This is a genomic window from Acinetobacter sp. SFA (assembly GCF_001647535.1).
In the GTDB taxonomy this organism is placed as follows: Bacteria; Pseudomonadota; Gammaproteobacteria; order Pseudomonadales; family Moraxellaceae; genus Acinetobacter; species Acinetobacter pecorum.
In genome coordinates this window covers 163961-177794 of record NZ_LSZI01000019.1, presented here as the reverse complement: position 1 = coordinate 177794, position 13834 = coordinate 163961, and the positions used below count along the sequence as shown (strand labels likewise).

The window sequence follows — 13834 nt, the reverse complement described above, 5'->3', positions numbered from 1 at the left end:
GCTAAAATTATTTGTTATACATCGGCTTGTTGTCATTTAAACGCATGATACCGCGGATCGCCCGATAGACAATCCAGATCCAGGAAACAAAAATGACAATCAAACAGAAAGCGGAAGCACTAAAGGTTACGCCGGCAAATAGATCGGGATCTTCATGAGTAAAGAACAGGAACAGGAAGGGAACAAAAGCAATAATATTCCAGAACAGATACCACCAGAAACTGCGGATCTGCCAGGTAAAGTGGCTTTCAAAGATGGAACCACGTACATCGCGCCGTTTTACATAGTTAATGATGAGGGCCACGACAGCCAGCAGGCCAGCACTAAAAATGGCCACGATATATAAAATGTATAATGCAAAAGTCAGTGTGCGGTTTGGGTCTTTATCAATGGAATAGTTCACATCCCCTCCTCGTATTTTCCCCTAGATATTTAAGCTATTGAATGGGGAAATCAGCCATAGAATCAAAATGATGTTAAAGCCTATGGTACAAAAATATATCTGCCGGAAAGGTTGTTTTTGTGTTTTATGGCGTAATTTCTGCTGTGCCAGCCAGGCTGCCGGCCAGCCGCCCAAGAAGGCCACCAGATGCAGGGTATTTTCCGGAATACGGCGATTACCCAGCTGTGCTGCTTCCTTGTCTTGTGCGTAAAGCCAGTAGCTGAGTGCATTCATCAGGCTGACCAGCAATAAGACCAGTCCACTGAGTAAACCCGCCAGCGTCAGAACGACCAGAAACAGAAGATAACCCACACAGGCAATTTGCATGGGTTGTAATTTCTGTGTCTGCTGCGGCTTGGACGGCTTGAGTTTGGCTTGCAGACCTTTGCTTTGCGATGCTTTGAGGTACATCACCTGCTGCGCGCGATAACGTCCACGTTCATCTAGAACGACCAGATAATCCAGCGCACAGCCCACGATTGGACGTGGGCCAGGCTTGGCAAAATCCTTGATATGCAGAAATACGCGATCTTTGGCGGGGTCACTGGGCTGAATGAAACCATAGCCCTGTTCATCAAACCATTCCACTAAGCGTCCCTGATCGCGCATATCCCCTATCCTTTTTAATCTGATTGTTTAAGCAGTGACGAATTTTAAGCGTTCAATCAGCATATTACGCATTTCGTCCGGATTTTTTTGCAAAATATCTTCGCCATTCCGACCCAGTGCTGCATTACGCTGTGCCACCTGCAGGCGCATCATCCAGAAACGCCCAGCCGCCATGGCCAGATAAAGTTCCAGACAGGATTTTTCATCCTCAGTTAAGGGACGAACGGTTTCATACGCTTTTAAAAAGGCATTGGCCTTTTCTTTATTAAGGACCACGTCAGGATATTCAGTACAGAAATCATTTAACGTAATCGCGATGTCAAACAGGAATTCATCTTGATTCAACTCATAAAAATCCAGAATACCATTCAGCTGATCGCCTTCAAATAAAGTATTGTCACGGAACAGATCTGAATGAATAAAACCGCGTGGACGGTCCGGATATACCGCCGTTAAAGCCTCATATAAACCTAACAGTTTACCCAGCAAGACTTTATCTGCCGGACTCAAGCTTGGTTTGATCTCTTGAGACACTGCCAGCCAATATGCATGATCACGTACGAAATTACGTTGCAGTTTAAAGTCTTGTAACGCCACGTGCATTTTCGCCTGAGCCACTGCAATCGCTTCAACTTGTCCGATGGTAGATGGCATCGGATGTTCACCCATCAGGCGCGGTGCAATTTGTGCCGGTTTATCTTTAATACTGTGAATCGCTTTGCCTGAATGCGATAAAGGCACCGGAACAGCCAACCCAGCCTGCCCCAGATGTTCCAGAACCGGAACCAGTTCGCCTGCTGCCTGTTCATCCATATCTTCAAATACGGTCAGCACATATTGCTGGTCTTCGCAGACTAAAAAATAGTTGGTATTTTGAATACCGCCTTGAATGGGAATCAGATCAATCGCCTTTAAACCATAAGGCGCTGCAAAATCCTGAACTTCCTTTAAAGTCAAAGTGGTATAAACCGACATAGAAAACCTGCGAAAAAACTTACATAATTTTGCTAGAATACCGTTTCCATCTGCCAAGGTGTAGCGCTTGCGTGGGTGAGTTTCATAATCGGCTGTAATAATTGGAAAAATTTATGCTAGCTAAACGTATTATTCCTTGTCTGGACGTGGATAACGGCCGCGTGGTCAAGGGTGTCCAGTTCCTTGATATTCGTGATGCGGGCGACCCGGTCGAAGTGGCGCGCCGATATAATGAACAAGGTGCCGATGAAATTACATTCCTTGATATTACCGCTACACATCATGGACGCGACACGACTTACCGTACCGTGGAACGTATGGCCGAATCTGTATTCGTGCCTCTGACTGTCGGGGGTGGTGTCCGTAAAGTCGAAGATATCCGTTTATTGCTCAATGCCGGCGCAGATAAAGTCAGCATTAACTCGGCAGCCATTTATAATCCCGAGTTTGTGCAGGAAGCCTCTCAACGCTTTGGCGCACAATGTATCGTTGTGGCGATCGATGCCAAAAAAACCGGTGACCATAAATGGGAAATTTTCACCCACGGTGGCCGTAAGGAAACCGGGATTGATGCGATTGAATGGGCGGTGAAAATGACCAGTTACGGCGCTGGCGAATTGCTGATTACCTCGATGGATGCTGATGGCACCAAAGCCGGTTATGATATTGCCCTGATGCGTGCCATCAATGACTGCGTCACGGTTCCTACTATTGCTTCTGGTGGTGTAGGTAATTTACAGCATTTGGCAGACGGCATTATTCATGGTGGTGCCGATGCGGTACTGGCCGCTTCAATTTTCCATTTTGGCCAGCATACCATTCCGGAAGCCAAAGCCTATATGGCAGCCCAAGGGATTGAAATGCGTCTTTAAGACATTTCAGATGATGATTTGATTAAAGAGTGTTTTTATAAACACTCTTTTTTTTATGCGTGGACTCAAGCAGACAGACGAATACAAGACAAAAAAAAAGAGTCTTACGACTCCTTATAAAACCAAGATAAGACTACAGCACTTGGTATTCAAAATAACTCATTACACCCAGAAACATATCAGTAGGAGGCTTTTGCTCACCGACATGAGCAAATATAAGTGAAATCAGCTCTACAATATTGACACTACAATTGCCTTTTATTGACAAATCACGACAATGGCCAGTTTTAGTCTGCCGACTCTGTATTTAGCTGCTTTATTACCGTATTTTTGTAGTCTTTTGCAGCATTTTATTAGAGGCATCAGCCCATTTAACCGGAAAATATTGCTCTGCCCAGCTGTTCAGTTTTTTCGAGATCGGTGCAGGTAAAATCAAACCCAAAGGGTTCTGCTCCTGCAAATCTGCCGAGGAAATCACCCGGGTACCGAACAGATAGTCAAACCAGGGCTTGGTGACACACCAGTTGGCATCCTGATTGCTATTCATATGATGATCATAATGCCAGGGCAATTTCTTTTTGGCCCATTCCGGTTCCAGATGAGCCCGGCGATGTAAATAATAATAGTTGCCTGCACTATATAGGGCGGCCAGTGTCATGCCTTTGGAAAAAGGATAAAAACTGAGTCCAAAAACGGTTGCGACCACTGCAAGTGAAGCTATTTCATTACGGGTACGCCAGTTATCCAGTCCTTCTACATAACCGAAATCGGAAAATTTCGTTTTGCGCACAACCCGGTGATGTTCCCAATGGGAGCGCATACTTTCCGGCACCAGACTATAGCGGCTCTGTCCTGGCCGGTGAACACCATGCAATACATACTTATGCGCAAACCATTCAAACCCATTTGCAACGACGAGTCCTACCAGAAAACCTTTCCACATGATCTTTTACCTCTTGGTCTATTTTGAATATAGGCTAAATAAAGGACTAGATATTGACCAAAATATTCAATATGATTGACAAAATACGACAAAATAAAAGAATTAAAAATGCTGGTTCTAAAAGACTACGTAGGCTCGGTATACGGGGGTTTAGGACATTTGCTTTTGGACTATTATCAGTTGAAACAGCTTGAGGTCCCTAAGAAATTATTGGCCATTCAAAACCTCGAATGCTTCGATTTCGTCCTGTGGCGTGAGCTGTTAACAACACTTGATCAACAGCTGCAACGACCTGCTCTGGGTCTGGAAATAGCCCAACTGGTAGAAGTCAAACATCTCGGGATCATTGGCTATCTGACCCTCTCAAGTGAAACCTTGGGGGAGGCGTTCATGCGCTATCATGATTATCATCGCCTGATCTATGATGGCGGTCCACTCCAGCTGCAGTGGGAAGGTGATTATGTGTCGATTGGCTGGGCCGAAGTCCCTTTTAATTTGAATACCCAATTGACCGATGAAATCGCCATTGCACTGATGACCGAGTTCATTAAGACCATTGTTCAGGATCCGCGTGGTGTACAGTTATATGAAGTACATTTTCAGCATCCAATGCCCAAAAAAATTTCCCTTTATGAACAGCATTTCCGCTGTAAGGTCCGTTTTTCCCAAGCTAAAAATCAGGTATTGGTACATGTAAGTGAACTTTCCATGCCACTGAAACAGGGCGACCAGACCTTGCAGAAACTGTTGATGCAACAGGCCAATGCACTGTTAGAAAAATTCCCGCACTCCACCCTGATTGATCAGCAACTGCAACAGGCGATTCTGATTGGCCTGCAAAAAAACCTGTTCCAGATTGAGCATATTGCCGAGCAGATGAATTTTTCAGTGCGTCAGTTACAGCGCCATTTGCAGAAACAGGGCAAAACCTACCAGCAACGGATGCAGGAAATCCGCTGCATGATGGCCATGCAATACCTGAAAGATCCACACTTGAGCTTGCAAGAAACCGCAATGTTACTCGGTTATTCTGAACAGAGTGCCTTTCAGCGGGCATTCAAGCAGTGGACCAAGCTGACGCCACAACAATGGCGATTAGAAAGCATCTCAATGTCGTGAACCCTGACAGGCACGAATAAAGACAGCAGCAATCTGCTCTCCCTATTGCAGCTTACTGATATAAAATTTAAAAAAAGCAAATAAAAACAATAAAGGAATACACTATGGATAAATATATTGCAGAATTGATCGGTACGTTCTGGCTGGTCTTCGGTGGTTGCGGCAGCGCGATATTAGCAGCGGCTTTTCCGGAACTGGGAATTGGTTTCGCTGGCGTCGCCTTGGCATTTGGTTTAACCGTACTCACCGGGGCTTATGCCCTCGGTCATATCTCGGGAGCACACTTTAATCCTGCGATCAGTGTGGGCTTATGGGCAGGTGGACGTTTTGAAGCTAAACAGCTGCTTCCCTATATCGTCTCACAGGTGATTGGTGCAATTCTGGCCGCCTGGTTACTGTATGTGATTGTACAAGGTCAGCTAGGATTTACCGGTACCGGTGCTTTTGCCAGCAATGGTTTTGCTGAACTCTCGCCCGCCCATTATTCTATGGGGTCGGCATTAATCATCGAGATTATACTGACTGCAATCTTTCTGATTGTAATTATGGGAGTTACTGATCGTCGTGCACCTGTTGGCTTTGCGCCAATTGCCATCGGTCTTGCCCTGACCCTGATTCACCTTATCAGTATTCCCGTGACCAATACTTCGGTCAATCCTGCGCGTAGTACAGGTGTAGCACTTTTTGCACAGACTGCAGCATTGAGTCAATTGTGGTTATTCTGGGTTGCCCCGATAGTTGGCGGCATTATTGGCGCATTGATTTACAAGACCCTGCTGGAAAAGAAAAACTAGTGCTTGCAGGGATAGAGATATAAAAATCTCTACCTAATTTATAAGTTCATTTTCTGCATGTTTCCCTTAGAACGTGCAGAAAAACAGAGCTGCACGTTTTATAAAAATGGATTTTCAATTTCATCCAGGTCATTACGCTGAATTTTTTCTGGCAGGTCAGGTGTGTTCTCGAGCTGCTGCACGACATCATCGATAAAAGCCTGCAAGGCTTTGGCCACTTTCAGCCCCTGCTGATCCTTGGTGATCTGCAAGTTACCATACAGGCTGACGCAGTCCAGATCATTTTCCAAAGTCAGATCATGAATGGCATGGGATTCGTTGCCATTTTCAAATGCTTTAAACATATCCTTTTCACCTGTCTTTGTTATTTTCTAATCAAGCTGTGATATCGATGCTACCTGAATTCCGGTTTTTTCAGCAAACTTATTTCAACAGCTGCAAAATATATTGCAATAAGGCATCAATCAGCTGTTTCACGATAGTATCTTGCGTTGCGCTATCCATCGCACTGCCAGCTGCAGGTGAGGTCGAGCCGCTTGAGGCAAATTTGAACTGGCGTTGCAGCGCCTGCAGGTTTTCTTTGGAAACGTCTTCGGCACACTGGCTTTCCGCATCCCAGTTCGAATATTCAATTTTCTGGTTGGCTTTTACTGCCTTGGCTGTCAATGGCAGGCGATAAGTATTGCGCTTCTGCTCTTCAGTGAGCTGCGGGAACAGGTTAATTCCCAACTGTTCTTCCAGATAACAGACACTGACTATACGTACTTTGAGTGAATTATCATTCGGAGCATAGTAGGCACCAATGGCACCGGTTTTCGGCATATAAACTGCTTTATAGACCGCAGTCGGCACGATTACACCATTGCCGATGGTTTTGAGTTTTTTCCCTGCAAATACCGGACCGGTGATGACATAGACATCCTGCTTTTGCTTGGTCACAATCGCACGGGTAGCCTCTTCCAGCTCACGCCAGACCTGCTGATTGTTCTTGGGCGCCTGCGGCACCATATTGGCCAAGGAAAAACTGTCAAACTGTGCCGCTTTAGTCGGCATGTCAGCATTGGGTGCCATATGCCCCCGGTCATAGCCCGACCCGCGATAATCCGCCAATGTGGCACGATGTTTCGCACTAACCCGCTCTTCTTCATGAAAACTGTCTTCACGAGGAATTTTCTTGCTTAAGCGTGCCGGCGTTAAAGCTTCTGCCACCCAGAGCGGGGTCTTGGATACTCCGGAATACTCTACATTAAAGCCATTAAAACACAGTGAATAACTGTCTTTTTTCAGGCTCTCTCTCATCAGGTAAGGGGGTACATCACGGTAAAACTGGTTCAGGCAGGCAGAATCGGTAGAGGATGACAGTGATACCCATTGACTGATTTTTTCTTGACCAAAAGCGATGGCGAAGCTGCTCGAAGCCACTACACCCAGAATGACTTTAATACTATTATCATTTAAAAACTGAAAAAATGAATTTTTGGATTTACGCTGCTTCTTGGCCATTCTTACACGTACTTTTTAGATCAACACCGACTTTAATTGAGCTTAACAAGCTGTATAAGCGAAGTATATCTTGGCTCCACTATTCGTTTACTAAATAAACAATAACTGTGTATAAACCGCATTCGTTGTAACAAACTGTCTGGTTTTTATTTCTTTTTAAATGAATTTTCACGGTGTTTACGTAGCTTTGTTTGGCCTCATAGACTGAGTATGTAAAGCTAAGCGCCTATCCAATTCGTACAATTATTAGTAATGGTGTTAATTATGAATTCCAAATTCTCTAAAATATTAAGTTTAGGATTATTTACAAGTGTGATGAGCGTAGGGGCATTTGCCGAACCCACCATTCAACCGGGTGAAACACTTGAAAGCCTCTCTAAAGCTAAAATCAGTACAAAAGTGAATGGCCAGGAAGGCTCTTTAGAAAGTTTGGTAAATTCGGGCCAGATCCGCCTAGTTGACCCGCGTACAGTGGCACCACAGCCCGCAATGCCAAATACACCCGCCCCAATGTCTAATGATCCAGCAATGACTCAGGCACCAAATTCAGGTACTGTTCCTCAACCAGCTATGGTAGAACCTGGCATGAATGAGGCAGGTGTAGAGGCAAACATGTCTATGGCTGCGCCTCAACCACAACCAGCACAGGAAGAACAGCAAGCCGCTGTGATTGAAGCAGAGGTAAGCAATGAACAGGCTGAAGTTGCGGTGCAATCGGATGCAGAGCCAGTACAGATGGAAGAACCTTTGAATGCGGCACCTGAAATGCCAGCTGCGGTAGAGCTTGAGCAATAAACCAAACTCGCCGGTTTATTGTTTTCTGTATAAAAAAACCAGAGTATGGCTCTGGTTTTTTTGATTTCTCATCTTACTTAGATCTGGATCTGGGTGCCCAGCTCGACTACACGGTTGGTTGGAATCTGATAAAAATCACTGACCGGACTAGTATTACGCTGCATGGAAATAAACAGCTTTTCCCGCCACGGTGCCATGCCCTCACCCACAGTATGCATAATCCGTTCACGTGAAATAAAGAAACTGATCTGCATTAGGTCATATTCAAAATTCCATTGCTCATAGGCCTGTTGTAACGCATCCGGAATATTGGGCTGATCCTTAAAACCGTAATAGATAAATACCCGGTAAAAGTGTTCACTCAGTTTTTCTACCTCAATCCGATCTTGTCTGTCGACAAAAGGAATGTCGCGGGTAATTACCGTGAGCATGATATTTCTTTCATGTAAGACTTTGTTATGCTTAATGTTATGCAGCATGGCATGCGGCACAATATTGGGTGTGCCCGTCAGGAAAACAGCATCCCCTGGTACAAACTTGGTACCGTCCCCCATTGAGATACTTTTAATAAATAAGTCTATCGGCAAAGCATCCTGCTCAAGCCGTGTCAGCACCAAAGCACGCCCGTCTTTCCAGGTCATGAGAATTGTAAACAGTACTGCACCGATCAGAATTGGTACCCAACCTCCCGAAGCGATTTTTAAGGAAGTTGAAGCAACAAAGATCAAATCCAGTGCCAAAAATGGCACAGCAAATAAAGCCACTTTCCATACCGGCCAACGCCAGAAGCCATACGCCAGAATTGAGATCAGAATTGTGCCGCAGAGCATGGTCATGGTCACTGCAACACCATAGGCACTGGCCAGACTGGCACTATTTTCAAACAGTAAAATCAGGATCAGGACCGAGATAAACAGCATCCAGTTAATGAAAGGCAGATAAATCTGACCGCGCTCCACTGCCGAAGTATGTTTGACCGACAAGCGCGGCAAATAACGCAACTGAATGGCCTGATTGACCATAGAAAACACCCCGGTAATAACTGCCTGTGAAGCAATCACCGCTGCTGCTGTTGCCAGTCCAATCATCGGGAACAAGGCCCACTCAGGTAACAGCATATAAAAAGGGTTCTCTAGTGCTTCAGGATTACGCAGCAACAATGCTCCTTGCCCGGCATAATTCAGCAATAGACACGGCAAGACAATAATGAACCAGGCTAGACGAATCGGCAGACGGCCAAAATGCCCCATATCGGCATAAATTGCTTCACCGCCGGTCATGGTCAGGATCACCGCCCCCATGGTCAGAAAAGCCACATAAGGCTGATCAACCACAAAGTGATAAGCCCAGTAAGGGTTTACCATCCAGAGTACAAATGGGGTCTGGATAATGCTCCATAAACCAAAGCCACCAATGGACAGAAACCAGAGCAGGGTTAAAGGTCCGAAGAACTTGCCCATCGTCGCCGTACCATGTCGCTGAATTATAAACAGTCCAGCCAGAATTCCGATCGATAACGGCACCAGCCATTGATTGAAAATGGGCGTCGCAATACTCAGGCCTTCGATGGCTGAGAGCACGGAGATTGCCGGAGTAATAATTCCGTCACCAAAAAATAGTGATGCCCCGATAAAGCCCAAGGCGATCAGGAAAATTTTCTTTTGATCGGAAATTCGTGTGGTACGCAGGTTCAATGCCAGGAGTGACATGATCCCGCCTTCACCATTGTTGTCAGCACGCATGATGATGGTGACGTATTTAAAACTGATGGTCAGCATCATGCACCAGAAAATCAGGGACAGGATGCCGAGTACTGAAGCTTCGCTAATGGCGAGATGTGCAGTGAGGAAGCATTGGCGCAGTGCATACAGCGGACTGGTCCCAATATCTCCAAAAACTACTCCAAGCGCAGCCAGTGTAATGACCGGAAGAGCTGCCTTTTGTGCAGTGCTTTGCATAAATTGTCTTCGTTTTTAACAAGCATTTTTGCGAATCATAGCACTACGTTAAAAGTTTTTCTTCAAATCAATTGTTTCAGCTTGGCATAGCTGGTTTTTTTCGCTATTATCCTCGGCCTATGGTGAGGTGTCCGAGTGGCTGAAGGAGCACGCCTGGAAAGTGTGTAAACGTTTATAGCGTTTCGAGGGTTCGAATCCCTCTCTCACCGCCAAAATTTTAAAAAACCGAATCCCATGATTCGGTTTTTTTGTATTCAATTTTTCTATTATTCTTGTATTAATCAAAAACTTATCTGCTCTTGCATCACATATAGCTATAACTCATCCTAGCCAACTTATTGAAATAAAAAATATTTTTTCTCCTAAAAGCCTACAGTGAATCAGCATTTAAAATGAAATGATGGTCTTGGAATCTTCATCCCCCTCCGCTACAAAATATAATGAACCGTACAGTTTCTATACCTTATCTATTTCAGCCTGTTATTTATGTATTCAGGCAAATAACTGGCACAGAAATAGCTTAATTTCATTGTCATTAAAGCTATGTTATGTTGCTGGTAAATCATCTAAAAGGAGAATAAAAACCACAGGATAGAAAGAAATCAATAAGTGAACCAAGCCATTCAAATTTGAAGTTAAAAATAGATACACTGCTATTCGGAGAGCGAACATGAATAACAGCGCAAACTATGCAAAACAGATTAAAAATGCAAAACGTGGCGGTTATACCCCAACCATTGCCAAGGACATCAATAAACATAAAATTCAAAAAGCCTTAAGACTCATCGAACAGTGGAGAAGCCTCGCTCAAGAACTCAAACCTCAAATGCAGTTTGATATGGCCTTTACTTTAGAGGAATGTGCACAAGAATTAGATCGCATCCTGAAAAACAGATAACCCTTTTAACGAACTCATATCCATAGCAAATCTTATAATTTCACCCTCGCCCATATTTTGATATATGGGCAATTTCCTTACACATGCCCAAACATAGAACTTTTCAATCATTAGATTGAAATAAGCAAATTCTGCCGAAACTGATTAAACGGTTATTTTTTGGCTTGCGTGGCTATCAAAAATCTGTAAAATGCACTCCACCATGCCGGCATAGCTCAGTTGGTAGAGCAACTGACTTGTAATCAGTAGGTCCACAGTTCGAATCCGTGTGCCGGCACCATATCTTAGCCTCGCTTTTTAGTGAGGCTTTGATGTTTCTGGGTTTTGGTATTTTGAACTGAGCCTTCTTGCACTTTCTAGTGCTTCGATTGTGCCGTCACTTGCACATATCTCACGATCCCTTCCTGATATAATTTCTGGCACAGTTTCGCTGTCATCTGAATTTTAAACTGATCCAGTTTGGAGCCTTGAGCCTGAGCATCTGATGGCTTTGAATTCAAAGTCTGTTGCACATAATCAGCAAAGCCGGAAAATACCGGTTCGGACAGATCCTGAATCTCAATATTTTTAAATTCAAAACGATCCAGACAGGCATATAACGCACCTACTGTCATTAAATCTTTTAAATTCACATCGGCAGATTTCAATAAGAACTGATACTTACGTCGTTGTAATGCATTTAAAGTTTTCCAGCGCTCGGACAAAACCAGATGATGAAAACCAATCCGCGCATTTGAATTTAAAACACTGCGGACCTGCTCTAAGAATACAGGCACAGGACTGTGATAGGCTGCATCCAGGCATAACACCACATCAAAACGCTGGGAAAATGGCAATTCTTTTAAACGCAAAAATGACGCCTGATAAATGGCATTCAGTTCTGGTAAATATTGCTGAATATTGGCTACACAGGCAGCTTGCAGCTCAACCCCGGCCAGATATTGCACCTGATAGTGTTGTTGCCAGTACAGCAAACTGGCACCCTGACCACAGCCTAAATCCAGCAGTTTATCTTTTGAATTTAAATTTACAGATTGTGCAAGGTGATCGGCGAGCATTCGACAGGCAGCCGCATAATCCTGCTGACCTGCTTGCCAATACCCTAAATTGCTCCAGGGCAATTGTGCATGATCACCCAACACAGCGGCATCAATTGCATATTTGTGCTGGGGAAGACGCTGACGCAGTGCCTGAAGCCATTGCATGGATTAATAACCCAGTTGCGGGGCAACCTCGACCACAGGTTTTAAACCCTGAAATGGTAAAGGTGCACCAAAAATTTCCGCAATTTTCATCGCTGAGGTCACCGCCGATTCCAGAATCGGTAAACCATCACATGACCATGAGCCACAGAAGAAGACCTTACGATTGGCTTCTAGATGACGTTGCTGCAATTCTTTATTCAGTGCCACCGTATTGGCATCAACAACTGCACGCGTCAGCATTACCGATTTGATCACTTTCTTCGGATCAATGTCAGTCACTGGACGCCAGGTCTGAAATACGGCCGATTTGCCAACCAGAGAAGGCTCAATCGAGTTGAGCCACACGGTAAATTGCTGACGGGTAAATTTACGGTCCATCATATAACTGAGTACGGCCCAGTCTTTACGTTTTGGCGGCATCACGCTGGCATCGGTATGAATCACCAGTTCGCCCTGTTCGAATTTGAATTTCTTCAATAACTCAATTTCACTGGCAAACTGTTCTGCATCTAGGAACTCCTCAATTTTGGTGGTCGGGGTCGCGACAATCACCCGGTCAAACAGTTTTGAATAACCGGCTGCATTTTCCACTCTGACCTGATCGCCTTGCTCTTGTACCAATGTGATCGCTGAACCGTCTTCAATCTGAATGCCTTCAATCAGCTTGTCGACCAGCGCCGGTGTACCGCCTTGCAGACGCAGTAACGCATCACCATCGGTTAATTGACGCAGGAAAATCAACAAGGGTTTAGCTGGCCATTCACCAATAGTTTTCGGATTACAAGTACAGATGGTATATAGCACCGGCATCACCGCACCATGCCAGAATACTTCTTCAATCTCGTTGCGGTTGATAAATTCTGCCAGGCTGATGTCCTGATTTTTTGATTTAAAGAATTTAGTCAATGCAACTTTTAACTGCAACAGGCCTTTGACCAAACGCCAGCCATACTGCTGCAAGCCTTTACGGTTGTTGATAATCGGGATATTGCCAATACGGCTGCGCGATGTGGTCAGCCAAGTTTCAGTTTTATCTTCAAATAACCAGCTGCAGGCCATATAAGTCCGCACCGGATAAGTTTTAATGCCTAGATGTGTGGCCAAGCTCAGGGTGTTTTTCCACAGATAGGGGTTCATCACACGTAAAGGTGCATCAATCAGCCCCCCTTCAAATTCAAGGCTATGACTGTCCATGCCGCGACCAGGAAGTGCTTCGAAAATCGTGATGTGATGCCCTGCATCTTGGAGCATTCTGGCTGTAGCCAGTCCGGCCATGCCACTACCTATTACTGCAATATCCAAACTGATCATCCGTCATTGAAAAACTACAGAAATTATGTACCATGCGCCAGTCAAACAGGTTATTAAAATCTTCCAGAATATATGTTTTTCGTAAAAGCTTTTGGATTGACGTGCTGCTGTTTTTTTATCTATTTCTTAGTATCAGTCCAGTTACATCAAATCTAGGATTTTACTCATATTTTTGCCTAATTGACTAAAAATACACTTTAAAAACAAATAATTTAGTTAACCATTTTTATAACCTTTGGTTGACAAATACTTTTAGAATACCTATGATTCGCAGCATAATAAAAGCTTAAACTTATCTGCTTAGACTCGGATGGGTTTATGCGAAAATTATTTAAAACGACAAGAAACTACAGCGCCTTTTAAATAAAAGCCTCTGCGAAAGCAGGGGCTTCTTTGTTTTCATACTTTAT

The 13834-nt window shown here is 44.4% G+C and carries 14 protein-coding genes and 2 tRNA genes; 7 read left to right on the top strand and 9 right to left on the bottom strand.

What is annotated here, in order from left to right:
• Positions 1-7: 7 nt before the first annotated feature.
• Genes AY607_RS11895 through AY607_RS11885 form a run of 3 tightly spaced genes read right to left on the bottom strand, consistent with a single transcriptional unit; the run spans position 8 to position 2026 of the window.
• On the bottom strand, positions 8-403 hold the full coding sequence (locus AY607_RS11895; protein WP_064102632.1) for a DUF4870 family protein: 396 nt from the start codon (positions 401-403) through the stop codon (positions 8-10).
• Between the two features lie 21 nt (positions 404-424).
• Entirely contained in the window at positions 425-1051 is a 627-nt protein-coding gene (locus AY607_RS11890) for a DUF1294 domain-containing protein (protein ID WP_064102631.1), read from the bottom strand.
• 27 nt (positions 1052-1078) lie between these two features.
• Positions 1079-2026 (bottom strand): homoserine kinase, encoded by a 948-nt coding sequence (locus tag AY607_RS11885; RefSeq protein ID WP_064095012.1) that lies wholly within the window; start codon positions 2024-2026, stop codon positions 1079-1081.
• 113 nt (positions 2027-2139) lie between these two features.
• Here AY607_RS11885 and hisF point away from each other — a divergent pair, with 113 nt between their 5' ends.
• On the top strand, positions 2140-2898 hold the full coding sequence (gene hisF / locus AY607_RS11880) for an imidazole glycerol phosphate synthase subunit HisF (RefSeq protein ID WP_064095013.1): 759 nt from the start codon (positions 2140-2142) through the stop codon (positions 2896-2898).
• Positions 2899-3217: 319 nt separating this feature from the next.
• Here hisF and AY607_RS11875 read toward each other — a convergent pair whose 3' ends face one another.
• Positions 3218-3841, bottom strand: a complete 624-nt coding sequence (locus AY607_RS11875) for a sterol desaturase family protein (RefSeq protein ID WP_064102630.1) — start codon at positions 3839-3841, stop codon at positions 3218-3220.
• Between the two features lie 108 nt (positions 3842-3949).
• On the opposite strand from AY607_RS11875, the gene AY607_RS11870 reads away from it, so the two are divergent.
• Positions 3950-4960, top strand: coding sequence for an AraC family transcriptional regulator (locus tag AY607_RS11870; RefSeq protein ID WP_064095015.1), 1011 nt, complete (start codon positions 3950-3952; stop codon positions 4958-4960).
• A gap of 104 nt (positions 4961-5064) precedes the next feature.
• Positions 5065-5754: an aquaporin Z gene (gene aqpZ / locus AY607_RS11865; RefSeq protein WP_064095016.1), complete on the top strand. Its 690-nt coding sequence runs from the start codon at positions 5065-5067 to the stop codon at positions 5752-5754.
• Between the two features lie 98 nt (positions 5755-5852).
• Here the strand turns inward: aqpZ and AY607_RS11860 are convergent, their stop codons facing one another.
• Together AY607_RS11860 and AY607_RS11855 are read right to left on the bottom strand one after the other, a co-directional pair.
• Positions 5853-6098 carry a hypothetical protein gene (locus AY607_RS11860; protein WP_064095017.1) on the bottom strand — a complete coding sequence of 82 codons (246 nt, stop codon included), beginning with the start codon at positions 6096-6098 and terminating at the stop codon, positions 5853-5855.
• A gap of 79 nt (positions 6099-6177) precedes the next feature.
• A complete protein-coding gene (locus AY607_RS11855; RefSeq protein ID WP_064095018.1) occupies positions 6178-7257 on the bottom strand; it encodes a DNA/RNA non-specific endonuclease in 1080 nt (359 codons plus the stop codon).
• Positions 7258-7521: 264 nt separating this feature from the next.
• On the opposite strand from AY607_RS11855, the gene AY607_RS11850 reads away from it, so the two are divergent.
• Positions 7522-8052 carry a hypothetical protein gene (locus tag AY607_RS11850; protein WP_064095019.1) on the top strand — a complete coding sequence of 177 codons (531 nt, stop codon included), beginning with the start codon at positions 7522-7524 and terminating at the stop codon, positions 8050-8052.
• Positions 8053-8129: 77 nt separating this feature from the next.
• Here AY607_RS11850 and AY607_RS11845 read toward each other — a convergent pair whose 3' ends face one another.
• A complete protein-coding gene (locus AY607_RS11845; protein WP_064095020.1) occupies positions 8130-10010 on the bottom strand; it encodes a potassium transporter Kup in 1881 nt (626 codons plus the stop codon).
• A 121-nt stretch (positions 10011-10131) separates the two neighbouring features.
• Between AY607_RS11845 and AY607_RS11840 the strand changes: the two genes are divergently transcribed.
• The 3 genes from AY607_RS11840 (at position 10132) to AY607_RS11830 (ending at position 11188) form a co-directional block, all read left to right on the top strand.
• Positions 10132-10222 (top strand) — tRNA-Ser (locus tag AY607_RS11840).
• A gap of 458 nt (positions 10223-10680) precedes the next feature.
• Positions 10681-10908 (top strand): hypothetical protein, encoded by a 228-nt coding sequence (locus tag AY607_RS11835; protein WP_004647282.1) that lies wholly within the window; start codon positions 10681-10683, stop codon positions 10906-10908.
• Between the two features lie 204 nt (positions 10909-11112).
• Positions 11113-11188, top strand: a tRNA-Thr gene (locus AY607_RS11830).
• A 76-nt stretch (positions 11189-11264) separates the two neighbouring features.
• On the opposite strand, the gene AY607_RS11825 is transcribed toward AY607_RS11830, so the two are convergent.
• Together AY607_RS11825 and AY607_RS11820 are read right to left on the bottom strand one after the other, a co-directional pair.
• Positions 11265-12113, bottom strand: coding sequence for an SAM-dependent methyltransferase (locus tag AY607_RS11825; RefSeq protein ID WP_064102629.1), 849 nt, complete (start codon positions 12111-12113; stop codon positions 11265-11267).
• Positions 12114-12116: 3 nt separating this feature from the next.
• Positions 12117-13424 carry an FAD-dependent oxidoreductase gene (locus AY607_RS11820; RefSeq protein WP_064102628.1) on the bottom strand — a complete coding sequence of 436 codons (1308 nt, stop codon included), beginning with the start codon at positions 13422-13424 and terminating at the stop codon, positions 12117-12119.
• Positions 13425-13834: the final 410 nt, after the last annotated feature.

What these genes read in the sequence shown, in the direction of transcription:
- AY607_RS11890 (WP_064102631.1), bottom strand. Translation starts at nt 1,051, where the DNA reads ATGCGCGATCAGGGACGCTTAGTGGAATGGTTTGATGAACAGGGCTAT.
- AY607_RS11885 (WP_064095012.1), bottom strand. Translation starts at nt 2,026, where the DNA reads ATGTCGGTTTATACCACTTTGACTTTAAAGGAAGTTCAGGATTTTGCA.
- hisF (WP_064095013.1), top strand. Translation starts at nt 2,140, where the DNA reads ATGCTAGCTAAACGTATTATTCCTTGTCTGGACGTGGATAACGGCCGC.
- AY607_RS11875 (WP_064102630.1), bottom strand. Translation starts at nt 3,841, where the DNA reads ATGTGGAAAGGTTTTCTGGTAGGACTCGTCGTTGCAAATGGGTTTGAA.
- AY607_RS11870 (WP_064095015.1), top strand. Translation starts at nt 3,950, where the DNA reads ATGCTGGTTCTAAAAGACTACGTAGGCTCGGTATACGGGGGTTTAGGA.
- aqpZ (WP_064095016.1), top strand. Translation starts at nt 5,065, where the DNA reads ATGGATAAATATATTGCAGAATTGATCGGTACGTTCTGGCTGGTCTTC.
- AY607_RS11860 (WP_064095017.1), bottom strand. Translation starts at nt 6,098, where the DNA reads ATGTTTAAAGCATTTGAAAATGGCAACGAATCCCATGCCATTCATGAT.
- AY607_RS11855 (WP_064095018.1), bottom strand. Translation starts at nt 7,257, where the DNA reads ATGGCCAAGAAGCAGCGTAAATCCAAAAATTCATTTTTTCAGTTTTTA.
- AY607_RS11850 (WP_064095019.1), top strand. Translation starts at nt 7,522, where the DNA reads ATGAATTCCAAATTCTCTAAAATATTAAGTTTAGGATTATTTACAAGT.
- AY607_RS11845 (WP_064095020.1), bottom strand. Translation starts at nt 10,010, where the DNA reads ATGCAAAGCACTGCACAAAAGGCAGCTCTTCCGGTCATTACACTGGCT.
- AY607_RS11835 (WP_004647282.1), top strand. Translation starts at nt 10,681, where the DNA reads ATGAATAACAGCGCAAACTATGCAAAACAGATTAAAAATGCAAAACGT.
- AY607_RS11825 (WP_064102629.1), bottom strand. Translation starts at nt 12,113, where the DNA reads ATGCAATGGCTTCAGGCACTGCGTCAGCGTCTTCCCCAGCACAAATAT.
- AY607_RS11820 (WP_064102628.1), bottom strand. Translation starts at nt 13,424, where the DNA reads ATGATCAGTTTGGATATTGCAGTAATAGGTAGTGGCATGGCCGGACTG.